This window comes from Fictibacillus sp. 26RED30 (assembly GCF_015903845.1).
Lineage (GTDB): Bacteria > Bacillota > Bacilli > Bacillales > Fictibacillaceae > Fictibacillus > Fictibacillus phosphorivorans.
The window spans coordinates 37,446-63,602 of sequence record NZ_JACZDV010000004.1 but is presented as its reverse complement, the minus strand read 5'-3'; the positions used below and the strand labels follow the sequence as shown (position 1 = coordinate 63,602).

At 37.5% G+C, this 26,157-nt stretch carries 23 protein-coding genes and 1 pseudogene; 23 read left to right on the top strand and 1 reads right to left on the bottom strand.

What is annotated here, in order from left to right; genetic code table 11:
* Positions 1 to 38 precede the first annotated feature (38 nt).
* The 11 genes from IHV11_RS18355 (at position 39) to IHV11_RS18305 (ending at position 9,317) form a co-directional block, all read left to right on the top strand.
* On the top strand, positions 39 to 1,211 hold the full coding sequence (locus IHV11_RS18355; RefSeq protein ID WP_197195821.1) for an MFS transporter: 1,173 nt from the start codon (positions 39 to 41) through the stop codon (positions 1,209 to 1,211).
* 90 nt (positions 1,212 to 1,301) lie between these two features.
* Positions 1,302 to 1,532 carry an excisionase family DNA-binding protein gene (locus IHV11_RS18350; RefSeq protein ID WP_197132473.1) on the top strand — a complete coding sequence of 77 codons (231 nt, stop codon included), beginning with the start codon at positions 1,302 to 1,304 and terminating at the stop codon, positions 1,530 to 1,532.
* A 41-nt stretch (positions 1,533 to 1,573) separates the two neighbouring features.
* Entirely contained in the window at positions 1,574 to 2,407 is an 834-nt protein-coding gene (locus IHV11_RS18345; RefSeq protein WP_197195820.1) for an STAS domain-containing protein, read from the top strand.
* A gap of 125 nt (positions 2,408 to 2,532) precedes the next feature.
* Complete coding sequence (locus tag IHV11_RS18340) at positions 2,533 to 3,873, top strand: FAD-binding oxidoreductase (protein ID WP_197195819.1); 1,341 nt, start codon at positions 2,533 to 2,535, stop codon at positions 3,871 to 3,873.
* Between the two features lie 46 nt (positions 3,874 to 3,919).
* Positions 3,920 to 4,453, top strand: a complete 534-nt coding sequence (locus IHV11_RS18335) for a M15 family metallopeptidase (RefSeq protein WP_305069368.1) — start codon at positions 3,920 to 3,922, stop codon at positions 4,451 to 4,453.
* A gap of 188 nt (positions 4,454 to 4,641) precedes the next feature.
* On the top strand, positions 4,642 to 5,070 hold the full coding sequence (locus IHV11_RS18330) for a YwqH-like family protein (RefSeq protein ID WP_066390950.1): 429 nt from the start codon (positions 4,642 to 4,644) through the stop codon (positions 5,068 to 5,070).
* Positions 5,070 to 5,339: a DUF5344 family protein gene (locus IHV11_RS18325; RefSeq protein ID WP_066390952.1), complete on the top strand. Its 270-nt coding sequence runs from the start codon at positions 5,070 to 5,072 to the stop codon at positions 5,337 to 5,339. Before IHV11_RS18330 ends, IHV11_RS18325 begins: the two co-directional genes overlap by 1 nt.
* A 19-nt stretch (positions 5,340 to 5,358) precedes the next feature.
* On the top strand, positions 5,359 to 7,485 hold the full coding sequence (locus tag IHV11_RS18320; RefSeq protein WP_197195818.1) for a T7SS effector LXG polymorphic toxin: 2,127 nt from the start codon (positions 5,359 to 5,361) through the stop codon (positions 7,483 to 7,485).
* A 16-nt stretch (positions 7,486 to 7,501) separates the two neighbouring features.
* On the top strand, positions 7,502 to 7,753 hold the full coding sequence (locus IHV11_RS18315; protein ID WP_197195817.1) for a hypothetical protein: 252 nt from the start codon (positions 7,502 to 7,504) through the stop codon (positions 7,751 to 7,753).
* A 182-nt stretch (positions 7,754 to 7,935) separates the two neighbouring features.
* Entirely contained in the window at positions 7,936 to 8,346 is a 411-nt protein-coding gene (locus IHV11_RS18310) for a hypothetical protein (protein ID WP_197195816.1), read from the top strand.
* A 167-nt stretch (positions 8,347 to 8,513) separates the two neighbouring features.
* Positions 8,514 to 9,317: an SseB family protein gene (locus IHV11_RS18305; RefSeq protein ID WP_197195815.1), complete on the top strand. Its 804-nt coding sequence runs from the start codon at positions 8,514 to 8,516 to the stop codon at positions 9,315 to 9,317.
* A 46-nt stretch (positions 9,318 to 9,363) separates the two neighbouring features.
* On the opposite strand, the gene IHV11_RS18300 is transcribed toward IHV11_RS18305, so the two are convergent.
* Complete coding sequence (locus IHV11_RS18300; protein WP_197195814.1) at positions 9,364 to 11,025, bottom strand: glutamine--tRNA ligase/YqeY domain fusion protein; 1,662 nt, start codon at positions 11,023 to 11,025, stop codon at positions 9,364 to 9,366.
* Between the two features lie 126 nt (positions 11,026 to 11,151).
* On the opposite strand from IHV11_RS18300, the gene IHV11_RS18295 reads away from it, so the two are divergent.
* The 12 genes and pseudogenes from IHV11_RS18295 (at position 11,152) to essA (ending at position 26,102) form a co-directional block, all read left to right on the top strand.
* Positions 11,152 to 12,081, top strand: coding sequence for a dipeptidase (locus IHV11_RS18295; RefSeq protein WP_197195813.1), 930 nt, complete (start codon positions 11,152 to 11,154; stop codon positions 12,079 to 12,081).
* Positions 12,082 to 12,386: 305 nt separating this feature from the next.
* A complete protein-coding gene (locus IHV11_RS18290; protein ID WP_231620401.1) occupies positions 12,387 to 13,070 on the top strand; it encodes an SIMPL domain-containing protein in 684 nt (227 codons plus the stop codon).
* A gap of 53 nt (positions 13,071 to 13,123) precedes the next feature.
* Complete coding sequence (locus IHV11_RS18285) at positions 13,124 to 13,453, top strand: ArsR/SmtB family transcription factor (protein WP_137791594.1); 330 nt, start codon at positions 13,124 to 13,126, stop codon at positions 13,451 to 13,453.
* Positions 13,454 to 13,476: 23 nt separating this feature from the next.
* Positions 13,477 to 14,401, top strand: a pseudogene (locus IHV11_RS18280) (ABC transporter ATP-binding protein).
* Positions 14,398 to 15,495 carry an ABC transporter permease gene (locus tag IHV11_RS18275; RefSeq protein ID WP_197195812.1) on the top strand — a complete coding sequence of 366 codons (1,098 nt, stop codon included), beginning with the start codon at positions 14,398 to 14,400 and terminating at the stop codon, positions 15,493 to 15,495. Before IHV11_RS18280 ends, IHV11_RS18275 begins: the two are co-directional and overlap by 4 nt.
* Positions 15,496 to 15,519: 24 nt before the next feature.
* Positions 15,520 to 15,942 (top strand): DUF6526 family protein, encoded by a 423-nt coding sequence (locus IHV11_RS18270; RefSeq protein WP_197195811.1) that lies wholly within the window; start codon positions 15,520 to 15,522, stop codon positions 15,940 to 15,942.
* A gap of 466 nt (positions 15,943 to 16,408) precedes the next feature.
* Positions 16,409 to 16,702, top strand: a complete 294-nt coding sequence (locus IHV11_RS18265) for a WXG100 family type VII secretion target (RefSeq protein ID WP_197195810.1) — start codon at positions 16,409 to 16,411, stop codon at positions 16,700 to 16,702.
* 78 nt (positions 16,703 to 16,780) lie between these two features.
* Positions 16,781 to 17,020 carry an EsaB/YukD family protein gene (locus IHV11_RS18260; protein WP_197195809.1) on the top strand — a complete coding sequence of 80 codons (240 nt, stop codon included), beginning with the start codon at positions 16,781 to 16,783 and terminating at the stop codon, positions 17,018 to 17,020.
* A 13-nt stretch (positions 17,021 to 17,033) separates the two neighbouring features.
* A complete protein-coding gene (gene essB, locus IHV11_RS18255; RefSeq protein WP_197195808.1) occupies positions 17,034 to 18,347 on the top strand; it encodes a type VII secretion protein EssB in 1,314 nt (437 codons plus the stop codon).
* Between the two features lie 12 nt (positions 18,348 to 18,359).
* Positions 18,360 to 22,844: a type VII secretion protein EssC gene (gene essC, locus IHV11_RS18250; RefSeq protein ID WP_197195807.1), complete on the top strand. Its 4,485-nt coding sequence runs from the start codon at positions 18,360 to 18,362 to the stop codon at positions 22,842 to 22,844.
* Positions 22,841 to 25,615, top strand: a complete 2,775-nt coding sequence (gene esaA / locus IHV11_RS18245; RefSeq protein WP_197195806.1) for a type VII secretion protein EsaA — start codon at positions 22,841 to 22,843, stop codon at positions 25,613 to 25,615. The genes essC and esaA overlap by 4 nt, the downstream gene beginning before the upstream one ends.
* Positions 25,602 to 26,102, top strand: coding sequence for a type VII secretion protein EssA (gene essA, locus IHV11_RS18240; RefSeq protein WP_197195805.1), 501 nt, complete (start codon positions 25,602 to 25,604; stop codon positions 26,100 to 26,102). Before esaA ends, essA begins: the two co-directional genes overlap by 14 nt.
* Positions 26,103 to 26,157 lie beyond the last annotated feature (55 nt).

The following is a 26,157-nucleotide window of genomic DNA, read 5'->3' as shown; positions in this document are numbered from 1 at the left end:
AGACTTTTTTATTTTATAAATGGTAGGAGTTTTTACTTGTGAAGCACCGCAGATTGTTAGTCTACCTTGTTGCACTTGCTGCGTTTCTCGGTCCTTTTTCTCAAACGATCTACGTACCTCTTATTCCTGAGGTGACGAAAGAACTTCATACAACATCTTTCTTGGTTAATTTTTCGATCTCGATCTATACGATTTTCCTGGCTTTGATGCAGATGGTCTATGGACCACTTACGGATTCAATCGGACGGCGTAAAGTGATGCTAACAGGTATCCTGATTTACTTAGCGGCTACGATCGGTTGTTATTTTTCTTCATCCATTGAATTTCTTTTAGTGTTTCGCTCTCTGCAAGCCATCGGAATTGCTGCGGGTTCTGTTGTAGCAGTAACTGTTATTGGGGATCTGTTCGAAGGGAAAGATCGGATTCAGCCTATGGGAACATTTCAGATGATGGTTTCGCTTGGCCCTGTTTTAGGTCCTGTAGTTGGTGGTTTTTTAAGTGCTTCATTTGATTTTCATATGATTTTTGTTGCGTTAATGTGTGTTGGATTTATTATCTTTGCAGGAAATTTTATCTTTTTGCACGAAACAAAACCAAGTACAACAAAAAAACAGAACTTTAGGTTTTCAGATTTCCTTACTATTTTGCAAAACCGTATCGGTTACACTGTAATCGGCTTAGGATTCATTCAGTATTACGCTCTGTATAACTTCCTAGTGTTCTTACCTGCTATTATGAGTGAAAGGTACGAATTGTCTGTAGAACAAAAAGGTCTAGTATTTCTTCCATTATCACTCGGTATCGTAGTGGGCAGCTTTATTGGCGGCAAAATGAGAAAATACAATGAACGAAAAGTGATCGTATACTCTGCCTTTTTAAACGTCATTTCTTTATTGTTGTTTATCCTAGTCTCAAACATCTCACTCATCTTATTGATCATTTCAATCTCATTCTTTGGTCTATTTTTAGGTATGTCATTACCCGTTCAGACAGCTCTCCTTACACAAGAGTTCCAAGCCAATCGTGCTACAGCAATTGGTGCATATAACTTTTTCAGATACATGGGGATGTCGATCGGACCCCTGTTAGGCAGTTTTCTCTATCATCTTGGTAGTTACGGTTTGGTATATGGATTTGTAGATGTACTCCTACTCCTTTTTGTCATTTTAATGAGAAAACATTTAATACAAAATAAAAAATTCTTCAATTAGATTTTAGAAGCTATTATTTAGGGTATATTGAATCCATACCGTACTTGCTGTAAGCTAAGATTAAACAAAAGTTAGACAGGATGTATGAGTATGTATCTTACAATAAAAGAAACGGCTGAATACTTATCGATGCCTGAAGCGGCAGTTGAAAGCTTAGTTCAGCAGAATAAAATCCGTACCATTTTTGACGGTAACCAGCATCTTATTAACAAAGAACAGTTCAATACTCATTTTGAACAGTTAGAAAAATATAAGAAAATGGTTGAGGAGTACTTGAGTGAACCCATTCCAGAAGATTGGGATGCAAAAGACGAAGATTAGAGCAATGATAAATTAGGGTAGATGGGGAGAGTGGAAAAGAGATGCATAGAGATAGGGCACTGCATTCTTTTTTAATTGAAAAAACATGGCAGTTGACGGAAGATTGGTACCAATCAATTGATAAATCAAAGGCCACGGGGGTATACGCTTCCACAAATCCCAAGACGATCGAAACGCTTAAACAGCAAAATCATGAATTTCATGAACATTTTTGTGAGGTTTTTGTTACAGAAGAAAGTAAATTTCTAAAAGACTTTGAAAGATGGGTGCTTATGATTGCTCAAGATGATGAGCATTTAAACACACCTGTTACAGTAATCATGAAAGAATTCTTCAATGTACAAAAACAGTATTTAAATCTGGTTCAAGAATTTGTTAATATTCATCAAGGTGAATATCCTCAAACCATCATCGATGCTTGGAACGAGATTATTATTGAAACATTTAATAAAATTGTGACATGGTTTGTTGAAGAAAACCAAAAGTATAGCGAAGAGAAATTAATCGCGCAGCAAGAGATGATCAACGAGCTAAGCTCGCCTGTCATCGCACTGAATAATCATATGGGCCTGTTGCCTTTAATTGGTGTGATCGATACACAAAGAGCAAAGTACATTGTTGAAAATACGCTCGAGCAGTGTACCGAAAAAGAGATCACACATCTTTTTATCGATCTCTCTGGTGTACTAATTATTGATACGATGGTCGCTCAGCAGATTTTCTCTCTTATTGAAACGCTTGGTCTGATCGGAGTAAAGTCAACCTTGTCTGGCATCCGCCCAGAAATTGCAATGACCGCTATTCAATTAGGTTTATCCTTTGAGAAAGTTTCCATTAAATCGAACCTCGCTCAAGCAATCGGTTCACAACAATAACGAATAAATGAGTGAATGAAGACCAGGGGAACCTGGTCTTTATTATTTTTGTATATCAGAATTGGGCCATGCCACCTTCTCATAAACTTTAAAATGTAATTCATTTTCTTAAAAGGGTGTTGAGGATGGATATCTTTCAAGGTTTAACGGGGGAAATAATTTTACCGAATGATCCGCAATATGACGCTGCACGTCAAGAATGGAACAGAGCCATTCAAAAATTCCCTAGTGTTATTGTCTATTGTTCTGAATATGGAGATGTGAGCTCTGCCATTCTTTGGGCACAAAAGTATTGTAAAGATATTCGAATCCGATCAGGAGGTCATCACTATGAAGGTTATTCGACGGGTAATGGTGTTTTGGTCATAGATATCAGTCGATTAAATGGTGTGGCTTTTAATGAAGAGGAAGGAATTGTTACCGTTCAAGGAGGGGTTCAGAACAAAGATCTCTATCAAGCGGTAGGTTCTAGAGGATACCCTTTTCCAGGAGGAACGTGTCCGACTGTAGGCGTAAGTGGTTTTGTACTTGGTGCAGGATGGGGTTTTTCTAGTCGATTATTCGGTTTAGGTTGTGACAGCTTACTGGAACTAGAGTTAATCAACTACAGAGGTGAAATTTTAAAAGTGAATGAAACAGAAAATAGTGATTTGTTTTGGGCATGCAAAGGTGCAGGCGGAGGTAACTTTGGAGTTGTCGTTTCTATGACGTTCAAACTGCCACCTAAAATTGAACAAGTGACATTGTTTGAGCTATATAAGCCCAGTGCCACAACAAAAGAGCTAGGCAAGTTCTTGCGAATATGGCAGAAGTGGCTTGTAAATTTAGATGAACGAATGTGTTTGAATGCTAGCATGTATAACGCTGTGTCTGAGGGACTTGCTATCTTTGGTAGGGGATTTTTTTATGGAACGAAGGAAGAAGCATTGAAACTGTTAGATGTATATAGAAAAATAGACGGATTCCAAATCAATGCTAAATCATTAACATTTTTAGAAGCTGTCACGGAGGTACAGTCTACCTATCCGCCATATGAAAAGTTTAAATCGACCGGACGCTTCGTATACAAGGAATACGATCGAGAAGAAGTGGAAGCAATCGTGAATCTTGTGAAAAAGCGTGCGGAAGGTTCCGTGTTTGCAGCACTCACCGTGTATGCGATGGGAGGTCAGATTCGAAATGTTGGTAAAACAGAGTCTGCTTTTTATTACCGAAAAGCACGTTATATCTTAGGCATTCAATCCGTATGGGAAGATCCGGCCGTCGCAGAAGAAAATAGAAGATGGGTGGAAAAAAGGTTCAGATATTTGAAGACCATCACGAAAGGGTCATTTGTTAATTTTCCATACAGCGAACTGAATGACTATGAAAAAGAGTATTTTGGCAGAAATGTGGAGAGACTTCAGCGAATCAATCAAAAATACGATCCTAAAAGAGTGTTTGCTTTTCCGCAATCCATTCGTTGATATAAAATGTAGGTAGAGTGCTGCATGACAAAAGGAGTTTGTTTCATTGAAAATATTCAAAAGTATACTGTTTCTCGCGATCCTTGCATCTATCTTTTATCTGATCACATTGGAATGGAAAAAGAGGAACACACCAATGCCTACTGAATTGCATCCGATCGTGGCAGAGAACCGTGATCTTTTAATACAAAAAGCGTCCGAAAAAGGAATTAATATTGTAATAACCGATGATTTTCGATCCGCAGCAGAACAGGATCGGCTGTATGAACAAGGCCGTTCAAGAGAAGGAACCATTGTGACTCATGTAGAAGGTGGCGAATCTTATCATAACTACGGTCTAGCGATTGATTTTGCACTTAAGCTGGATGATGATTCTGTCGTCTGGGACCTTGAACGAGATGACAATGAGAATGGGCAGTCGGATTGGATGGAAGTGGTTGCGATTGCCAAAGATTTAGGTTTCGAGTGGGGTGGAGATTGGGCTGGTTTTAAGGATTACCCGCACCTCGAGATGGACTTTGGGTTGAGTATTCGGGAGTTGAGGTATGGGGAAAGACCTCCAACGAATATTAGGAATTAGGGGAAACCTTAGTTCCTTTTTTGTTGGAGATAAAATAAGGTGAATAAAGTACTATTTTAACTGGTTTATTTTAGGAGAAAAGAGGGTATATTTTACGTGGAAAATTATAACTATTAATGGTATTTTTATATAATGATAGGGATTTTGACCTGATGAATAAGTAACTGGACTATTTGGGAGGTATAGGTGTGGGATTTTCAGATGATTTAAGTGCTATCTATAGTAGCTTATCAAGTCGCACCGCGGCCATAGATGAAAAAATCTCTAGGCTGCAGCGAGCTAAAGGTGAGATTAATCAAGAACAGAACACGAGTATGCAAGAAATTCGCAAGATACTAGAACCAGAGCTTGGTAGTTTGTGGATGGGAAATCGAGCGAACGCCTTTGATCAATCGAGAGAAGAAGCATATAAGATTATGCAAGAAATAGTAAACGACGACTATGAGGATTACCAACAGAAGATTGGTGTTGTAATTGGTCTATTAAAAGTAGAGAGAGAATCTTTGAGTGTTATTGGCGGCTTAGCAAATGAGGCGAGTCAATTGCTAGACAAGGGAGAAGATGCTCTTGAGGAACTAGGAAGTCGAATTGATGATCTGAAAAGGAGGATCTTTTAATGCAGACCATAAAGCTACAATTTCATGATGTTACTCAACAATTGGGTGAAACACAGAAAGCGCTTGACGCTCTAACTCTTCCAAGCCCTTCAGCTGGGGCACTTGGAAAGAACGAACTTCAGTTTACGAAGGAATTTCTGCAGCGTGAAGAAAATCTTCATAAGATGATACTAGAGTATATGAATGTGGTAACAAAAAATATCGAGGATACAAAAGCAAATATTGAGATTCTAAAGAATCAGGATGAAGCGATCTTTAGAAATAAATAGAAAAGAGGGCATCTGGAAAATGGGAAGTCATGTACTTGAAGCTTCAACTTTAAATGCTGCAACTGGAGAAAGAGCCCATCAATATGAAAGACTAAGAGAGCAGTTCCAATCCTTAAGAACAGAGCTTGCTAAGATTGCAGAAGACAGCGACTTTCAAGGTAAAGGAGCTGAAGCCATTAAAGGCTTTTTTCAGGGACAAATTGATGTAGTAGATGCATGGATACAATTGATTGATATAAATTTGTTATTTTTTAAAGGAATTCCAGGTGATACAGAGGAAGCTGATCTTTCGGGGGATACGGTTGTTCAGGTTCCATTTTTAGAAGAGAACGTAGAACGAGCGGGGAGAATGGCAAAAGATATAGTTGCAGATCAACAGGATGAACTACAACGCATTTTTAGCGACATCAGTGATCTGGTCTCTCTTTCTGTGTTCTCAAAGGATGCTTTTGAAGACCAAATGGATAAAGCTGAAAAGCGTCGGTCAGAAACGGTTGAAAAGGTTAATGAGTTAGATCAAAGATTAACCGATGAATATGCTGTGTCTCAAGGACAAGAACAATATATTTATGCACTATTTGCTCAATTAATGGAAGCGACACGTAAAGGTGAAACCATTTCACCTTTATATTTTAATGCGGAAGCTTACCATAACAGCGAAGTATACAAAGCTATCACTAAAGTAAAAGATGAGAACGATAAGTACATAAACTTTAAGAAAGAACAAAAAGAAGCAAGAGAGATACAAAAAGAAATGGAAGAGATGGAGAACCGTCCATGGTATGAAAAAGCATGGGATACGGTCTCTACCTTTACGGGAGAAGTCACAGGGTATTATGATTCCATCCGTGCATCAACAGGTGTTGACCCAGTGACAGGAAGAAAGCTTTCGGAAGCCGAACGTATTACAGCAGGTGCTATGGCGGCAGCTGGATTTATACCGGTCATCGGTTGGGCTGGAAGAGCGGTTAAGGGCGGATCCGCTATTTATAAAACAGTAAAAGCCGCAAATACTGCCGATCACATGCTCGATTCATATAAAACAGCTCAAGGTCTTACGAGACTTCAAAAAGCAGAATACGGTATCTATGGCCTTGTATCTGCAAATGGATTCGGCGAGTATTTTACAGGTAAAGATATGTTCGGAAATGAGTTGTCAGAAGAGCAAAGAAATCAAAGTTTATTTAATGCGTTTGCAATTGCAGGTGTGGGTAGTGCTGGGTATGCGTTGGATCGTATGGATATTGGTAAGGTGCTGCAAAATAAGTTTCCGTATAGTACTCAATATACTAAGCAGCAAGTAGGCAAAGCGCAGAATCTTTTTAAAACCATTCGTACAAATGTTGGAAATACAAGAATGCCAATAAATTTTCGAGTGGAGAAGCTAGTAACATCAACCGGTCATACAGTAAGAAGAGTGATTTCTGAAACGAAGACAGTAAGAGAATCGGTGCAACAGTCTTCTAAGAAAACAGGGACAGGTAGTAATAAAATAGATGATATTTTAAAGAATATAGATTTTTCTACCTTAGATGACACAAGTGTAAAGGCATTAATCAATGATATTAATAAATCTAGTCTTACACCTAGGGATAAGGTTCAAGCTAATATCCAAGTTTTTTATAAAGCACTCAATGCAGGTATAAAAACAGACGTACAAGTTTTGGCTGATGTCAAAATTATTGATAGTGATACTGGGAAAGTTAAATGGCCACCTGCTGAAGGATATGAAGTAGATGAACTTGGTAATGCAATTAAACAAATAATAGGGCCAAAAGTTGGAGACAAGATTGATAGGTATGGAAGTGAGTATGGAACTTATACCTCTCCAATAAATAATGGGAAAAGCTATTCCTTTGAACAGAGAGCATTGCCATATATCGAAAATCCTTATGCATATCATCAATATGAGGTAATAAAAGACTTTAGTGAGTTGAAAAGTACAATTGAAAATTGGCCAGATCAGCTATTAAAAGAAGAGTTTTACATGGATGCTAAAGCATATGGATATGATATTGAAAATTTCAGGACTTTTGGAGGACGAATAGCTTCTGCATTCGGTGCACCAGGAGGAGGAACACAATGGAACTTGCCAATTTCAGTAGAGTATTTAAAAGATTTTGGATTTCTAAGAGAGTTAAGATAATGGAGGATAATAGGAAATGAATATAAATGATTTAAAAGCCAAACTTGAAATTTTGGGAATTGAGGAAAATGATTATAATTTAGGAGAAAAACCTATTCGTGAATTAGAAATGGGGTTAATAAAAGATACTAACCAGTGGCAGGTATATCAATCTTTGGAAAGAGGGGAAATAAATATTATAGATTCCTTTGAAAATGAAAGTGATGCATGTGAATTATTATTAAAATACTTAGTGATGAGAAAAAATAGAAAAGAAAGAAATAGATAAGCCTTAACTTAAAAAAATTTCAAGAGATATTTTTGAAAAGAAGGAACCGTTTAAGCTTTGAAATATATAATTAAAGAATTCTAAGAAATTTATTCTACCAGATGATATCTGCTAGAGGCCATCTTTTTATTTAGCAGTGAAATTAGTAAGTATACAGCTTGGAAAAATAGAGGATATTTGCCATGATAGGAAGTTTGAATGATGGAATAATTATTATTGACGGTTTTGAAATTTCACCTAGTACTAAAATTACTGAGGTAATAAATTACTTTCCGAATGAAGAAATAAAAATCTTTGCTAATGGTGAATCAGTTAGATTTATAAAGCCTGTTATGCTGGGTAATAAAAATTTTTATGTCAGATTAGCATCAGCTAATAGTTTAATAACTTCTGTAAATTTGGTTGTTTTTGACCCTGCTTTAAATGAATGGGATGTTGAACCAAATGCAGATTTACACGGTGAGTGGTTGTGTGAACAGTTAGGATACCCTCAAGGTTTGCTAGATGAGAATTTATTTAATTGGGGAAAAATTATTCAATGGGAAGATTTCAGGTCTCGCCAGACACAAATTAATATACTCTATAATAATTAGGTTTAAAGATTTTTTATTAGAGTTACTTAGATTTTTAATAGTCCGGCATTATTCCTTATGAAAAGTTCTAAATTATATTATAACTAGAGCTCAAGTCTGAATAATAATCGAAGACCTTTTTATGATTACTGAAGATTAAATTGGATATTTTAAAGGATGGGGTTTACATGGAACCAGCATTATTACTTAACCAGTTAAAAGATGGAACTCTAGAGCCGAAGCATGCCTTTCCTCAGTTAGCTTCAAAAGTGAAATATCTTCTACTTCCTGAATCTGAACTTCGTATAAAAACAGATGAAGGAGAGGGGCTCGTTGTTTTTACAGATGTGGAAGCGGTACATGCATTTCAAACTCATTTGAATACAAAGAGAACAGATGTATTGACTGTGTTGAAGACCACGTTGCGAAATAAACAGCAACTACTTCTAATCAATCCTAATCATGAATCTATGGTAGTTCTTCGTAAAGATGATATGAAGCTTCTTATGAGAGAATATGCTATTAGAGAATTAAAAAAGCGTGGAGGAGCTAATATCCTTTTAACAGTGGAAGGACAGCTGAGATTTATTGAATTGCCCGATGGAGCTAAGGTCTTGCCTGTCTATCTAAGTGAAGCAGATGGGAAACAGGTATACCCAGAGGATCATTGTTTGCCCCTTAGCTGGCATGATATCGTTGTGAATTGTAAAAAATACAACGTTGAAGCTGCTTTTCTCCAAATGGGTCATGAAGAACAAATTGGCCTTAATTATTCTTATTTAGATCAGTTAGAAGGTAAGAGTTGGCCGTATACCGCGGCAAGTTGGGCTATGAAGCTTTGGTTTGCAGGGGCTTTTTTAGGACTTTTTATTAATTCCTTTATCGGTAATCTTAATGAATGGCTTATTGCTTTCTATCTTTGGTTCGGCATAATTATTTTTATCGTTGGATTCTTTTTAGCTCGAAAAAGAGACAAAGTCAAAAAGAGATAATGTACAAACAAAAAAGAAGGATCCAGCCGGATCCTTCTTTTTGTGTCTATAATTTAAACGAACTTTTCAGAGAAACAATTTCGTTAAATACAATTTTTTCATCAGTTGTATGCTTCGGATCAACGTTGAAGTAGCCATGACGGAAGAACTGGAACTTATCTTGAGGTTTCGCATCCTTCATGTTTGCTTCAATAAATCCTTGTTTTACGATAAGAGAATCTTTGTTCACGTAATCCAAGAATGTCTTGCCTTCGCTATCTTCTTCCTTTTCCATATCTTCATCAGAGATGAGTGGCTCATAAATACGGAATTCTGCAGGTACGGCTTGTGTCGCTTCAACCCAGTGAAGTGTACCTTTTACTTTACGGCCTGTAAAACCTGAGCCGGATTTCGTCTCCACATCATACGTACAATGTAGTTCGACGACATTACCGTTTTCATCTTTTATGAAATCTTCGCATTTAATGAAGTAAGCATGCTTTAAGCGAACTTCGTTTCCAGGGAAGAGACGGAAATACTTTTTCGGAGGATCTTCCATAAAATCCTCACGCTCGATATAAATTTCACGCGAGAACGGAATCTGACGTGATCCCATTTCAGGGTTTTCTGGGTTGATCTCAGCATCTAACATTTCTACCTGTCCTTCAGGGTAGTTTGTGATTACCACTTTTAATGGATCAACAATACCCATCGTACGAGGTGCTTTTACCTTAAGATCTTCACGGATGAAGTGCTCAAGCATCGCTGTGTCCGTTACACCAGAACCTTTAGAAACCCCAGCAGCTTTTACAAACTCAACGATTGACTCAGGTGTGTACCCTTTACGGCGCAGTCCAGAGATTGTCGGCATGCGTGGATCATCCCATCCATCCACATAACCTTCATCAACAAGCTGCTTAAGCTTACGTTTACTCATTACCGTATTCGTCAATCCTAAGCGGCCGAATTCGATTTGCTGTGGTTGGCTTTCCATCTCACACTCTTCCACAACCCAGTTGTAAAGAGGACGTTGGTCTTCGAATTCTGTTGTACAAAGCGAATGTGTAACGCCTTCGATCGCATCCTCGATCGGATGAGCAAATGCATACATCGGATAGATGCACCACGTATCACCTGTATTGTGATGAGTTGCGTGAGAGACACGATAGATGACTGGGTCACGTAAGTTAATGTTAGGTGAACTCATGTCGATCTTCGCACGAAGTACTTTTTGACCGTTCTCGAACTCACCTTTACGCATGCGATCGAATAGATCTAAGTTCTCTTCAACAGAACGGTTGCGATAAGGACTTTCTTTACCTGGCTCTGTCAACGTTCCGCGATACTCACGAATCTCATCAGCAGTCAGGTCATCCACATACGCTTTTCCTTTTTTAATTAAAAGCACAGCGCGCGCATACATTTCTTCAAAGTAATCGGAAGCAAAGCGAAGGTTCTCCCATTCAAACCCAAGCCACTCAACGTCTTTCTTAATCGCATCAACGTATTCTTGGTCTTCTTTTAATGGGTTCGTATCATCAAAGCGCAGATTTGTTTCTCCGCCAAACTCGTCCGCAAGTCCAAAATTGATTACGATTGATTTTGCATGTCCAATATGAAGATATCCATTTGGTTCTGGAGGAAAACGAGTAACGATTTTCTTATGCTTTCCGGATTCCAGATCGTTTTGGATGATTGTTTTAATAAAATTAGAAGAACTATTCTCCATCCCGTATCAAGCCTTTCCTTATATGTAAACTAAGATATACTTTACATTATAACAAAAATAAATTTCAACTAAACGTATTCTTTTAGGGATACGGAGATTATTTATCAAAGAAATGGTGGGATCAACATGAATGTCATTGACTTGCATTGCGATGCATTATTGAAACTATGGGAAACGGACGGCAGGCTCAGTTATGCGGATGCGCCACAGCTTGCTACAAATAAGAAACGACTGCAAAAAGGAAAAGTGAACGTTCAGTTCTTTGCGGTTTTTATTGAGCCCTTTATTCCTAGTGATCAAAAGTTCCAATCTGCTCTTCAACAAGTGGATTATTTTTATAAAGAGGTTCTTGGTAAAAATCCAGAGATGAAGCATTTGAAGAATTGGAATGACTTTCAAGCATTGAAGGATGGAGAAATTGGAGCAGTGCTTACGCTTGAAGGAGTGGACGCGATCGGGGACGATCTTACGAAGTTAAGCATTCTGCATCAACTCGGTGTTCTTTTGATCGGTCTAACATGGAATCACGCAAATCTTGCAGCGGATGGTGCTCAGGAACCACGTGGTGCTGGTCTGACGGTGTTTGGAAAAGAAATTGTAGCATTTAATAATAAAAATAAAATTTTAACGGATGTGTCTCATTTATGTGATCGCGCATTTTGGGATGTGATGGAGATAGCTGATTATCCGCTTGCCAGCCATTCTAATTCACGCGTACTGTGTGACCACCCGCGTAACCTGACGGATGAGATGGCAAAAGAGATGTTCGGTAAAGGTGGAGTCGTGCACGTTGTGTATAACCCGCCATTTACGAAGAATGAGGGTTCAGCAAGTATTGGTGACTTAATTAAACACATCGACCATTTTTGTGGACTTGGCGGGGTAAAACAAATTGGGCTCGGCTCTGATTTTGACGGCATCTCGCAACTTATTACAGGTTTAGAAGATGCATCTATGACTCAAAACTTAATCAATGAACTATTAAAACATTATTCAGAAGAAGAGGTCCGAGGATTTGCTTCTCAGAACTTCATGAATTTTATTTCTAAAATATAGTTTGAAAGGAAAGGCTGGCTTTCTCCTGGGATGTCAGCTTTTTTCTATGGAGAAGGATAGTAGTGCTAGCTGCGAACGAGCGTAATTGCCGCGAACGATTTATAAGCGAGCATAAGTCTTCGGGAACGATCTTAAAAGTCCGTCACCGAGCATAACCGTCCCGTGAACGATCATAAAACCACACGACCGAGCATAAGTCATCTTTACCTAGCAAAACTTCCACAAAAGCCCACTTCATATTCTCTTCTTTTCTCCTATATACTCTCATAGCTTAAATATAAAAAGTAAGCGAAAGGAGTCTGTATATGTATTACAATCATCCAGGTTTTCAAAATGTAGGAATGAGGCAACAAGACGACCTCACAATGATGAATCGCCTAATTGTATCGGGTGAAGGCTCTGTTTCTGCTGTGCCAGATCGAGCTCTGCTTACAATCGGAGTCATCACAGAAAACCAAAATTTAAGTGTGGCTCAAAAGGATAACGCTGATAAAACGGCTTCTGTTATTCAAACGCTTATGTCATTAGGTATTCCTCAAAGTGATATTCAAACAGCTAGTTTTCGCATTGAACCTCAATATAACTATGAAAATGGACAGCAACAATTTAGAGGATATCGTGTAGAGCACCAGCTGCAGGTCACGGTAAAAGATATTCGGCAAACAGGGCAGGCAATCGATCAAGCGGTAGCGAACGGAGCAAACTCTGTATCGTCCATTCAATTCACAGTTTCAAACCCAGATGCCTTTTATAATCAAGCGTTGTCACTAGCAATTCAAAATGCTCAACAAAAAGCTATTTCGATGGCAAGGGCATTACAAGTTACACTTCGCCCGGTACCTCTCAACGTTCAAGAGGTATCTCAATCCTTACCTCCTAGACCTGTTCCGTTTCAAGCCGTAATGTATGCACAAAGTGCGGAAACCCCTATACAGCCAGGCGAGAATAAGATTACAGCCTCTGTAAAAATTCAGTATACGTATAGTTAGAAAGGACAGGTGCAAATTGACAGTCTGATAGGTTGCGCATTATACTTAACCAAATGGTTAAATATAACGCGGAACATTTAAATGATGTATTTTCAGTTCTATCTGATCCGACTCGGCGTACGATCATCGAGCAGCTATCAAAAGGAGAAAGGAGTGTGCAAGAGTTAGCCCAGCCTTTTGATATGTCGCTGCCTGCGATCTCAAAGCATTTGAAAGTTTTAGAGAATGCAGGTCTTGTCACACACCGAAAAGAGGGACGTTTTCGCTATTACGCGATAAAACCGGATTCAATGGATGAAGCATGTGAATGGATTTCGACGCTTAAAGAGCTTTGGACAAAATTTGAAGGTATGTTTTGCTGCAGTAAGCAAAAAAAGCAGTGAAACGTATGCTTGGAGAGTGAACAATGGAAACGCAGGATGAAATAATAAAGGTGCAAAAGATTGTGAAACGATATGGAGATTTCACTGCCGTGGATGGAAGTGAATTCTCTGTACATAATGGAGAGGTGTTTGGTCTGCTGGGGCCAAACGGAGCGGGGAAGACGACTACACTTGAGATGTTGGTTGGTCTTCGCAAGCCGGATGAAGGAACTGCCATCGTTGGTGGATTCGATATTACAAAAGAGCTTGATAAAGTAAAAGAAGTAATTGGTGTACAGCTCCAATCTACTACTCTTTTTGAGCTATTGACTGTAGATGAGATCCTTCATCTTTACGGCAGTTTTTACCGCGAACATATTTCGATTCCTGAACTAATTGATGACATGCTTTTAACAGAGAAAAAGAATAGCAGAATAAAAGGTTTGTCTGGTGGTCAAAAGCAGAGACTTGCGATCGCGCTTGCACTCGTGCACGATCCGCAGATTATTTTCTTGGACGAACCTACGACTGGACTCGATCCACAAGCACGCCGTACGTTATGGGACATTATTTTACGCTTGAAGGAACGTGGCAAAACCGTTGTACTGACGACTCATTACATGGATGAGGCACGTACTATGCGATCGTATCGCCATTATGGACCAAGGAAAGCTAATAGCTCTCGATACGCCTAGTGAACTTGTGAGAAATCTTCAGTCGGATAGCGCAGTTGAATTTAAGTTTAACGATGAAGTAGATATAGCTTTATCAGAGATTGACGGAGTGAAACAAGTGGGCAGTCAGAAAGATATACATGTTCTATATACGGATGATCTACAGAAGACTTTAACGAGTTTAATCGCTATCGCTTCTGAAAAAGAGCTGAAGCTTGTCGATCTACAAACGAGAACGGCAACACTTGAAGATGTGTTTATTCACATGACAGGAAGAAGGTTAAGAGAAGGATGAGATCATACTACCTACTAACACTCGCGCAGCTTCGAATCTTCCTTAGAAACAGACAAGTACTGTTCTGGACCCTTGCATTTCCGATCGTTCTAATGGTCATGTTAGGTTCATTCTTAGGAAACGGTAATGGGGTTTCCATTACGGCAGCTGTTGTTGATCAGGATAAGAGTGAACAGTCTAAGAACTTAGTAAAAGAAATAGAAAAAAACGAAGCGGTATCTCTTGAAAAAAGTTCAAACGAAAAAGATGTGTTAAGTCAGCTAAAACAAGGTGATTTAACACTCGTAGTTACTATTCCAAAAGGCTATGGTGAAAATCTTTCTGCTGGAAATAAAGCAGATCCGTTCAAACTGCCTGTTTACTATAATGAAACGAACATGGCGATGTCCCAAGTTGGTCTTCAGCTTGTCAATAATGCGGTTGACACGATCAGTAAAAAATCTGTGAATTACGAGCCTGTTGTTGTAACAGAGTCAAAAGGTGTAGAAGCACTGAACCTTCGTTACATCGACTTCCTAGTACCGGGAATCGTGGCGATGATGATCATGAGCAACAACATGAATGGCGTGGCAGGCCAGATCTCGTCATGGCGTGAACGAGGAATCTTACGGCGTATGCAAGGAACAACACTAAAAGCATCTACATTTATTGCTGCGCAAATTACTGCTCGTTTTATGCTGAACGGTTTGCAAGCGATGATCGTACTAGCTGTCGCTTGGGCTGCATTCGGCATTGAAGTCAGAGGGTCATGGTTAACCGTAATCGCGTTTGTCACGCTTGGGACGTTAGCCTTTATGGCAATCGGCTTCATTATTGCGGGCATTGCAAAAACTCCAGAGAGTGCTGGACCGATTGCAGGTTTTCTATCGTTCCCAATGCTGTTCTTAGGAGGCGTATTCTTTCCGATACGAGACATGCCTGAGTTTTTACAGCCGTTTGTACAAATTTTACCGATCGCTCACTTAAGCCATGCTCTTCGTGAGACGATGAACGTTGGTGCTTCGTTCTTAGATCTCGGTATGGAAGCGCTGATTTTAGGAGGCTGGTTAATCGGAGCGTTTATCGTAGCAAGTTTTACGTTTAAGTGGGAATAGAATAAGCACAAAGAGGAGAACGAAATGAATACACAAAATTATAACAATCATGCACGGATGCATCCCATCTATCATTATGTACTTTCATTGCTTGTGCTTGGAGGTCTCATCGCAAGCATTGTTTATGTGTTTAAAGCAGAAGATAAGTTACTAGGCGTAATATTAATCGTGATGTCTCTCAGCCTGTTAGTGACGTTTGCTTTACTTCGCATGTACCCATTAAAAGCTCAAGATCGAGCAATCCGTGCAGAAGAGAACTTGCGCTATTATGTTTTAACAGGAAAGTTGTTGGATGGAAGACTTACTGCAGGGCAGATCGTAGCCCTCCGATTCGCACCAGACGAGGAACTTCCACTTCTGGCTGAGAAAGCAGCAGCTGAGAACATGAAACCAAAGGAAATAAAAGAAGCGATTACGAACTGGAAAGCGGATCATTATAGAATCTAAACAAAAGGATGCAGGGGTTAAAGCCTCTGCGTCTTTTTATTTACAATTCTATTAAAATATGGGGAATTAATCTCATCTAATATTATTTGAGAATACAATTCAACGTTTTAAATTAAAGGTAATTTTGTAGTATAAAAGAGAGGGGAAAATACACGCGATAAAATACTTCGGGACTTTAATCATGGTTATAAGGATTCAAAATTCGATAAAAGATAAGATAGTTATTGAAATATCGTGTAAAAATATGGTAGTAATTGGTTTGGGTAGAAAATATTCCGTTGCTCTAACATCACTCATATCAAGGGTTTTGGTAGTGATAAGTAAATAGTATCAAAAATTTACAAATTTATGGTTTCGTTATTTCCATAATAGGGCAAATATAGGTGTATTTATCCATTTCCACTTAGAAGCAACCGATCTTAAAGATCGTTGTTTATAAATTTTAAAAGATAAGGGAGAGAAGAAAATGTCAGGAATTATTCGCGTTACACCAGCAGAACTAGTAGATATGTCAGGTCGTTACTCCAATGAAAGTAGCCAAGTCGGGGAACAAGTTTCACGTCTAAATGCAATGATTAGCCAATTAGAAGGTATGTGGGAAGGGGAAGCAAGTAGAGCTTTCAGCCAACAATATGAGGCATTAAAGCCATCTTTCCTTCAAATGCAACAGTTGCTTGAAGATATCTCTGCTCAACTTAACAATACATCTAAAGCTCTAGAAGACGCTGATAACCAAATCGCAAGCCAAATTAGAGGGTAAGCTTTTATTTTGGGTTTTATTGTTTCATGGGGGCGCCTTCTTTGTTAAAGGCGCTCTTCATTTTTTGAGGTGATGATTATGTACATTGAAGTTACTGTTGATTTGAAAAATTATACAGGGGAATCGTTTGATCTTCGACTTTCAAACTTCCATACTGTAAAAAAAGTGATAGATATCGTTTGGCAAACAAAAGAAATTGACTCTCCGCCTAGAGACGGTTACTGGGTACGTGTGCCAAATAAAAATATTATACTCTCGGGAAACCAAAAACTAATAGAGAGTGGAATATTGACAGGTGATCGTTTTGAAATTCTTTGAGGGGGTCTAAGCAATGACCGAAAAAAACAAAACATATTTGGAACAAATCTTAGAATCCCAGATTAGTAGAGATGTGGATTCTATTACTTTTGCATTCCAAAAAGAAAAAATTAAGCTAGATGACGTTATTGAAGTAGAACTATTAAAGGAATTGGATACAGATATCCAACGATCCATTATCGTTGATGAAAACGAGCTTAAGATTACCATCCTCCCCCATTCTAATTACCGGTATTTTCCTGAATTAACAAACCAAAATGATAGAAGTAAATGGATGTTTGCGTTTCAACTCACAAAAAAAGTAAAAGAACATACATTGAATCGTTTACATTTGGTGGTATGTCCTGAAAATATAGTATTTGATCAAAGTCTATCACCAGCTTTCCTACATTATGGAGTGAAAGAAAGTATTCCTCCTTACGAAGCAGAGCATGAAAGAGTTTGGAAAGAGCTTAAAGCTACGATTGTTTTCTTAGTGGACGGTAAACATTCCTTTCATGATTACTTAAAGCTTCATGAAACCATTGAATTATCAACCACTGCTAAAGAGGTATTAGAAGTTGACGATTTGAATGGACTGTTACTTTTCATACAAAAAAAATTAAATGACATAGATGAAAAAGATAAATTGATGCTAAATATTCCACAAAAGAAATGGAAGATTACACAATATGCTTCCTTGGGATTATTGATATGTTTCATCCCAGCCATTATATATACGATTTATTCCCTGTTTTTTTTACAGCCTAGACAAGAAGCATTTGTTAGCAGCAACGAACATTTTCTAGGTAAGGAATACAGTGAAGTCGTTGAAGTGATGTCCGATTATGATGTCGAGGATATGCCAAATGTGGTTCAATACCAGTTAGCATCATCTTACATAATCAATGAATCACTTACTGAAGAACAAAAGGAAAATATTCAAAACACCGTTTCCCTACAATCAGAACCTCTCTATTTTCAATATTGGATACATATCGGAAGAGGTAATGCGAAGGAAGCCCTCGATATTGCACGTTCGTTAGAAGACAAGGATCTTATTATGTTCGCACTTATTAAATATCGTGAAGAATTAAAGTCTGATGATAAATTAAGCAGTGAGGAAAAACAGCAAAAAATTAAAGAAGTACAAGCAGAAATAGATGAGTATCTCGAAGAGCAAGAAGCAATTAAAGAAGAAGAAGAGCGACTTAAAGAAGAAGAGAGAAAAGCTGAAGAAGAAAAGCAAAAAGAACAAGAAGCAATGGAGCAAAAGGCTAAGGAAGAAGCAGCAGCTGCTGAAAAGCAAAAGCCAGCATCACCACCGAAACCGGCCAATGCGAATTAAAGGGGGTGAAGTATGAGCACACTATGGGTGATTTTTAATAAGAACTATCAGCAAATCAACCTGGATAACGAGTCTCTTAAATCTATAACGATAGGTCCGAACATTTCAGATTCCGTTACGGTTAGAAACTTTCCATTTAGCAAAGGTATTTTGACGATCAGTCGAGATAAGGAAAAGATAGAGGTTTACCAAGATGATAAAGTCATCGGTCATGTAATGGTAGATAACCTATTTCAGGTATCAGATGGAGATCAAACATTACGAATCTATCTTACAAATGATAGTGAGGTTCAACAGTCTTATTATATTGGCTTTGAAAAAGAGTACACGTTTTCTGCAACAGGCTCGGAGGCTGATCTCACTTATCAATCTATAGAGAGCTTTGGTTCTGAAGAAGTTTCATTCGTTCTAATAAAAGCTAGAGAGAGATGGATGATCTCACCGAATAAAGGAGAGCTTTATCTGAACGGTCATAAGATAGCTGGTCCTACTAAATTTGAGGTAGGGGATCTTCTATTTTGGCCATTTATGTCGATTAAGTTATTGGATACAGACTTGATTCAGGTTATTAGTAGAAAAGACTTCATAACCAAACTCCCAGCAGCAAAGAAGCCCGTTTCAGAAATGAGCAAGAAATATCCTAATTATCGAAGAACACCACGAATGGTTTTTGATCTACCCAAAGATAAAGTAACGCTGTCATTTCCATCACAAGAGGGTGAAAACCCCAATAGAGGTCTTTGGTTAATTATCATGCCTCCTCTATTAATGATGCTTGTTATGGGTATTGTTGCAATCATACAACCTAGAGGGATTTTTATTATCGTTTCAATGGTGATGTTTGCTACTACACTTGTTACTTCTTCGGTTCAGTATTTTAAAGAACGTGGAAACTTCAAGAAAAGAAAAATTAAACGCCAGAAAGTTTACAACTTGTATCTCGATAACAAGAGAAAAGAACTTGAAGAGTTAGCGGAAAAGCAGAGGAACGTGCTTCAGTATCATTATCCACCGTTTGAACAAATGAAATATTACACAGAAGAAATATCTGATCGAATCTGGGAAAGAACACTTGAAAGCCATGATCTTCTTCAAATAAGAATAGGGTTAGGGAACGTTCCTTCAAGCTATACATTATCTTTAAACAGTGGAGATATGGCGAATAGAGAAATTGATGATCTGCTAGAACAATCACAAAAGATGGAAAAAGTATACCAAGAAGTTAAAAATGTTCCGATAACAGTTAATTTATCAAATGGAGCAATGGGTCTTATTGGGAAAGAATCGGTGATGAAGAATGAACTTCATCAACTCATTGGCCAATTGGCATTTTTCCATAGCTATCATGACGTAAGGTTAATTTTTATTTTTAATGAAAAAGATTACAGCCAATGGGAATGGGTAAAATGGTTACCGCATTTTCAGCTGCCTAACTCTCATGCAAAAGGTCTGATCTATAATGAGCAGACGAGAGATCAGTTACTATCTTCTGTTTACGAGTTGATTCGAGAACGTGATTTAGATACTGGTAGTCAAAAAGAAAAAATGAGGTTTTCCCCTCACTTGGTTTTTATCATACTCGATCAACAGTTGCTTTCAGAACATGTTTTGCTTGAATATTTAGAAGGAGAATACTCTCATTTAGGCATTTCGGTAGTATTTGCAGCAGAAACAAAAGAAAGTTTAACTGATAATATTCACACTCTTGTCCGCTATATTAATGAATCAGAAGGCGACATATTAATCGAGGATAAAAAAGCTGTACAAATACCCTTCAAACTCGATGCACATAAGCAAAACGGAAATGAAAGATATGCAAGAACCTTAAGGACCTTGAATCACCTTGTTGGAATGACGAATTCAATACCAAATAGTGTTTCATTCCTCGAGCTATTTGGCGCAAAAGAAGTTGTTGATCTGCCGATTCAGCACAATTGGACAACGAGAGAATCTTCTAAATCACTTGCAGTCCCAATAGGGTTAAAAGGTAAAGAAGATCTTGTTGAACTTAATTTGCACGAAAAAGCACATGGTCCACATGGTCTTTTAGCAGGAACGACGGGGTCTGGTAAAAGTGAATTCTTACAAACTTACATTTTATCTTTAGCTGTAAATTTCCATCCTCATGAAGTTGCCTTTTTATTAATTGATTATAAAGGTGGAGGAATGGCCCAACCTTTTAAGAATATGCCCCATCTGTTAGGTACGATTACTAATATTGAGGGAAGTCGTAACTTTACTGCAAGGGCACTTGCTTCAATCAAAAGTGAGTTAAAAAGACGACAGAGATTATTTGATAAATACGAAGTTAACCACATTAATGAATATACAAATCTGTATAAACGTGGTGAAACCAACGAGCCTATGCCGCATTTGTTTTTGATTTCTGATGAATTTGCTGAGTTGAAAAGTGAAGAACCAGAATTCATTAAGGAATTAGTTAGTGCGGCGAGGATCGGAAGAAGTTTAGGTGTGCATCTCATACTTGCCACACAAAAACCAGGCGGAGTCATTGATGATCAGATTTGGAGTAACGCCAGATTTAAAATAGCTTTAAAGGTTCAAGATGCCGCAGACAGTAGAGAAATTTTAAAAAATGCTGATGCTTCATCCATAACAGTAACGGGCAGAGGGTACCTTCAGGTCGGTAATAATGAAGTATACGAATTATTCCAATCGGCTTGGAGTGGCGCACCATACTTGGAAGAGAACGTTGTAAGTGAAGATGAAGTCGCGCTTGTAACAGATTTAGGTCTGGTACCTTTATCTGGACTATCATCAGATTCTAAAAAGAAAAAGGATGCAGAAGCAGAAATAGATGTCATTGTTGACCGAATTGAAGAGCTGCAGAAAGAAATGGGGATTAAAAAGCTCAACAGTCCTTGGCTACCTCCATTAAACAATCGTTTAATACATAAAATAGAGTTTGAGGAAAAAGACTCAGATATTTATTTAGGTTTAGTTGACGAGCCTGAGAAACAGTCACAAACTCCTTATGTATACAAATTAATGGATGATGGAAACATTGGGATTTTTGGTTCTTCTGGGTACGGTAAGTCGCATTCTGTCATGACAATTTTGATGTCTATGGCAACAAAGTTAAGTCCTGAAGAGTTACACTATTATCTTTTTGACTTTGGAAATGGGGCTCTTCTTCCTTTAAAACAGCTTCCTCATACAGCAGATTACTTCCTGATGGACGAAGAAAGAAAGATAGAAAAGTTCATGAGATTTTTAAAAGATGAAATAGCAGAACGTAAGCAGCAATTCCAAAAGAGTGAAGTAAGCAGCATTAAAATGTATAACAAACTTCACCAGGAAAAATTGCCGGTAATTTTTTTAACGATTGATAACTTTGATTTAGTTAAAGAAGAGATGCCAGACTTAGAAATGCAGATGACTCAGTTTGCACGTGATGGACAAGCACTAGGAATCTATATGATCTTTACTGCTACAAGAATCAATTCAATTAGACAGTCTCTCATGAACAACTTAAAAACAAAAATTGTTCATTATTTAATGGATCATTCAGAATCGTATACTGTTCTCGGTAAGGTGCCTTTTTCATTAGAACCTATCCCAGGAAGAGCGATTATCAAGCGAGAAGAAGCATATTTCTCACAAGTTTATCTGCCTACTCGTGGCGATGACGATTATGAACTATTAGAAAATATGAAACAAGATATTATGGGAATTGTTGAAAAGTACAAAGATAGTGCGAGTCCAGAACCAATTCCAATGCTGCCATCTGAACTTACGATGGTGAACTTCACGCAATATACCGAAGGAAAACAAAGACCAGGTATCATACCGATTGGGCTTGATGAGGAATTTGTGCAGCCAGTCTACATGAACTTCCTTAAGAATAAGCATTGTTTAATTGTTGGACAAACGCAAAAAGGAAAAACAAATGCGTTAAGGGTTATGCTAAATACCATTTTGCTTCAAGATACAGAAACGATAGGTATGTTCGATTCAGTGGATCGTGGACTTTCGAATTATGTTGGAGAGGAAAAAGTCGTGTATCTCGAAACGAAAGAAAATATTTCTGCGTGGCTAGATCAAATAGAAGAAGTACTTAAGCAAAGAGAGAGGGAATATGTAGAAGCTTTATCCAATGGTACAACATTGAATCAATCTTTCGCACCTTTATACTTTGTTGTTGATGGATATTCAAGATTCCTTCAATCTACTGACAGTCTGCTTCAAGATCGGTTATCTAAGTACATGAAGAATTATAGTCATCTTGGGTTCAATGTTATTGTCTCAGGAAATAACAACGAAATCACAAAAGGCTTTGACTTGTTTACGAATGAGATCAAACAAATACGTCAAGCACTCGTTTTGATGAAAAAATCAGAACAAAGCCTGTTTACCTTACCGTATAACAGGAAAGAAGAAGATGTTCATGCAGGGTACGGTTATTACGTAGAAAATGGAAAAGAAACAAAAATTCAAATTCCTCTAAGTGTCATCGAAAGGAAGATATACACATGATGAACTCATGGAAATATAGGATAAAGATGCTTTTGGCTGTGGCTATTATTCTAGTATTCCCCCAACTGTTTATGAACTTTTTGGGAGAGAATCCTATGGAAGTAAAAGCTAACGGTACCCGTTCCATAGCAATTGTAAATGAAGATCTCGGTTCAGAAGAAGAGGAGAATCAATTACAGTTAGGCAGGGAAGTTCCAGCTATTCTAAAAGATGGATCCGACTATAAGTATACAGTTATCAGCAGAAGTGCAGCAGATAGCGGTCTTAAAAACAAGAAGTACGATGCTGTAGTTTATATTCCTTCAAACTTTACATCTAATGTTATGACATATGATGAAAAGCAGCCGACTAAAGCAGATTTTCAATATACGGTTCAATCGCAGTTAACGGCTGTGAATAAAGAAAAAATATTACGTGAATTGGATTATGCAGGTAATCGCTTAAATAAACAGATGACTTCACTTTATTGGAATTATGTTTCTCAGGACATGAAAAAGGTCAGAACAGAGTTTGACCGTATACTTGAGAAAGAGATTGAGTTCCAAACGACGATGATTAGTTTTTATAAGCCTAGTTCAGGTGAACTTGCCGGCGAACTGGAGAGGCAGAAAGATATGCTGGTTCAGCTTCAATCAAGTATGAAGCAAGCGGACGAAACATCACCACAACGAGCAAATAACTTAAATCAATTTGAACAAACACTTGCATCATTTGTGCAATATGTTGAAAAATATAAAGATTATCAAGCTGATCAGCAGGCTTTACTGGGAGAAGCTCAACAACAAAATTTGGCTTTAATTGATGCTGGAAAAGAAAATTTTATTGCTAGACACAGTGAGTCTCAACGCATTTTTAATGATCAAGGTGAGAAGTTTATTAGTAATATGTCAGGAATAAATAGATTGCTAGAAGGTAACAATCAATCTATTAATGATCTAAATAAAGAAAGAATCGAGCAAGTTGAAAGACAAATATCAGATATGGATGTAATTCATAGTGATATTATAGACGCATATGTAAGTCAACAAAGGCAAACAGATCTAATTCAGTTAGAAGAAAAAATAAAAGTTGCACGTGCTCAACTAGGAAATACTCAAGACGGAGATCCAGGTGATATTAGTAACCCAGTTGATCCAGAAAATCCAAATAAAGCAAGTTTTGATGAAGAGTTAAATGAGTTACTTGCCATCAACCAACAAGTAACTCAAATAAAAGACTTGTTAGTTACAATTCCAGATCCACAACCAGAAGTTACTAGAGCTATAGAAGAATTATCAGCTATTAATGTAAGAATTACAGATTTGAAAATAAAAATTGAAACAAAAGCGAATGAAGATACCTGGAAAATAGAATATACAAAGTTAAAGGAACTTTATAATAGTCTTTTTGTGAATTTTGAAAAGATTGTTAATGCAAATAAAAAACTTAGAGAAGGAAATTTAAAGTTATTTATTCAAATCCAAGAGAAGGAAAGTGAGATATTATTATTAAATAATGGTTTGTCCGAATTGTTTAATTCTCCACTTCCTATGGGTAATGTGGAAGGAACACTTTCCTATTATGCGCTTTTGTCGCAATATGAGATGGTATTAAAAGCGAATGGCGACAATATTAAAAAAGCTGTGCTTGATAATGAGGATCTAAAGACACGAATAAAGCTGACTCTTAGTTTAGATGAAGAGGAAAGAAACAAATGGAATGAACTTCAAACTAATTTCCCAGTAACACAGGAAGAAATGAAGGGATTAGGAGATAACTTCACTAACTTTAAACAGGATTATCAGCTAAGCTTAGATGAACAACAACAGGAACTTATGAATAACATAGGTTCAATAGAGGATAGTGCAAACAAAGCATTAATGAAATTACAAGAAATAAAAATGAATGAGCCATCTCAAGCTAATGACGGTTCACAATTAATTTCAAATCAACAAAGCATTAATCAAGAAGTAATGATGATTAATGACTTAATGAATAATTTAGGTGAAAGACAAAATTCAGTCGTGAATTATACGGGTGATATACAAACAAAAGTAAGCAGTGTTCAGAATGATGCAACTGTATTAAATGAAAAATGGACAACGAATGTAGAATCTACAAAGTTGGTAAGAGATGATGTATTTGATGTACTCGGCAATACTTACTTAGATGGGCAAAGTAATGGGTACGTATATGATTACTTAGCTAATCCATTAAAAGTTTCGGGAGATAATCCACAGGTAGATTCACAAGCTGTTAAAGCTGTACCGCCAGTGGCAATTCTTATCGTCATTTTAATTAGTAGTTTACTAATTGGCTATTTTAGTTACTACTTTAGCCCACTTCCGTTTTTAGTGAAAAATTCTGTTTTCGGATTGCTGAACTTGATCGTAGGTCTTGTTATTAGTTTGTTTGGATTAGAGATCTATTCATTATCAAATACAAATTCGATTCAGTTTTCTGTATTCACCATATTATTGCTGACAGCTGCATCAACCTTAGTGCGCTCAGCGTTTAATGTTGGCCAATTCATTGGATGGATTGCTAGTGTAGGTTTAATCCTATTCTTTGTTAGTCCTTTACTTGCTCTAGCAGCACCTAACTTCCAATATGAAGATCCAATGTCTGCTGTATATCTGTCCATACAATACGGTGCAGATAATGATTATTTAATAGGCTGCTTTTTCTTAGTTGGATTGATAATTATATTGTCTTTAATTCCATATGCCGTTCGATTATGGAAAAAACCATCTAAGAAAGCAAATACGGATCAGGCGCATGAAGCTTATTAAAAAGATTTTATCGATCATGATACTATTTCTCATATGCATTGGACCAGAAACAGTATTTGCAGGTGCAACCATTAGAGATTTAGCGCCAAATCTATATGAAGAAAACCAGATTAAAGAGAGTACGGAATATCTTCAAGAGGAATCACTGTCTGATAAGAAAGAGCGGCTTCCAGAAGAGCAGAAAGATTTAACGTTTACGAAGACGGCGGATAACCAATTGGAAGATTTGCAAGGTGGTTTGTTTGATCAATCTGTTAAGATGGATAATAGTACTGCATCAAAAGCTAAAACGATGGGACTTTTCTCCGCAGGAAGTGAAGATACTCTCTCTAACTCTGTAGATGATGAAGAGCAGAATGTTAATAAATCGGGATTTTCTATTTCGGTGATTTATTCTGCATTAATTATTCTAGGTGTCGCTGTTTTATTAGCACTACTGATACCTGGTATGAGAAAAACCAGATCAGGAGCAAACAGTCATCCTTAACAAAAAAGCTAGTTCTTATGAGGTTATTTACCTTCTAAGAGCTAGCTTTCTTTAT

Bases quoted from the DNA above. Each gene is read 5' to 3' on its own strand.
- IHV11_RS18350 (WP_197132473.1), top strand. From the start codon at position 1,302: ATGTATCTTACAATAAAAGAAACGGCTGAATACTTATCGATGCCTGAA.
- IHV11_RS18345 (WP_197195820.1), top strand. From the start codon at position 1,574: ATGCATAGAGATAGGGCACTGCATTCTTTTTTAATTGAAAAAACATGG.
- IHV11_RS18340 (WP_197195819.1), top strand. From the start codon at position 2,533: ATGGATATCTTTCAAGGTTTAACGGGGGAAATAATTTTACCGAATGAT.
- IHV11_RS18325 (WP_066390952.1), top strand. From the start codon at position 5,070: ATGCAGACCATAAAGCTACAATTTCATGATGTTACTCAACAATTGGGT.
- IHV11_RS18320 (WP_197195818.1), top strand. From the start codon at position 5,359: ATGGGAAGTCATGTACTTGAAGCTTCAACTTTAAATGCTGCAACTGGA.
- IHV11_RS18315 (WP_197195817.1), top strand. From the start codon at position 7,502: ATGAATATAAATGATTTAAAAGCCAAACTTGAAATTTTGGGAATTGAG.
- IHV11_RS18310 (WP_197195816.1), top strand. From the start codon at position 7,936: ATGATAGGAAGTTTGAATGATGGAATAATTATTATTGACGGTTTTGAA.
- IHV11_RS18305 (WP_197195815.1), top strand. From the start codon at position 8,514: ATGGAACCAGCATTATTACTTAACCAGTTAAAAGATGGAACTCTAGAG.
- IHV11_RS18300 (WP_197195814.1), bottom strand. From the start codon at position 11,025: ATGGAGAATAGTTCTTCTAATTTTATTAAAACAATCATCCAAAACGAT.
- IHV11_RS18295 (WP_197195813.1), top strand. From the start codon at position 11,152: ATGAATGTCATTGACTTGCATTGCGATGCATTATTGAAACTATGGGAA.
- IHV11_RS18290 (WP_231620401.1), top strand. From the start codon at position 12,387: ATGTATTACAATCATCCAGGTTTTCAAAATGTAGGAATGAGGCAACAA.
- IHV11_RS18285 (WP_137791594.1), top strand. From the start codon at position 13,124: ATGGTTAAATATAACGCGGAACATTTAAATGATGTATTTTCAGTTCTA.
- IHV11_RS18275 (WP_197195812.1), top strand. From the start codon at position 14,398: ATGAGATCATACTACCTACTAACACTCGCGCAGCTTCGAATCTTCCTT.
- IHV11_RS18270 (WP_197195811.1), top strand. From the start codon at position 15,520: ATGAATACACAAAATTATAACAATCATGCACGGATGCATCCCATCTAT.
- IHV11_RS18265 (WP_197195810.1), top strand. From the start codon at position 16,409: ATGTCAGGAATTATTCGCGTTACACCAGCAGAACTAGTAGATATGTCA.
- IHV11_RS18260 (WP_197195809.1), top strand. From the start codon at position 16,781: ATGTACATTGAAGTTACTGTTGATTTGAAAAATTATACAGGGGAATCG.
- essB (WP_197195808.1), top strand. From the start codon at position 17,034: ATGACCGAAAAAAACAAAACATATTTGGAACAAATCTTAGAATCCCAG.
- essC (WP_197195807.1), top strand. From the start codon at position 18,360: ATGAGCACACTATGGGTGATTTTTAATAAGAACTATCAGCAAATCAAC.
- esaA (WP_197195806.1), top strand. From the start codon at position 22,841: ATGATGAACTCATGGAAATATAGGATAAAGATGCTTTTGGCTGTGGCT.
- essA (WP_197195805.1), top strand. From the start codon at position 25,602: ATGAAGCTTATTAAAAAGATTTTATCGATCATGATACTATTTCTCATA.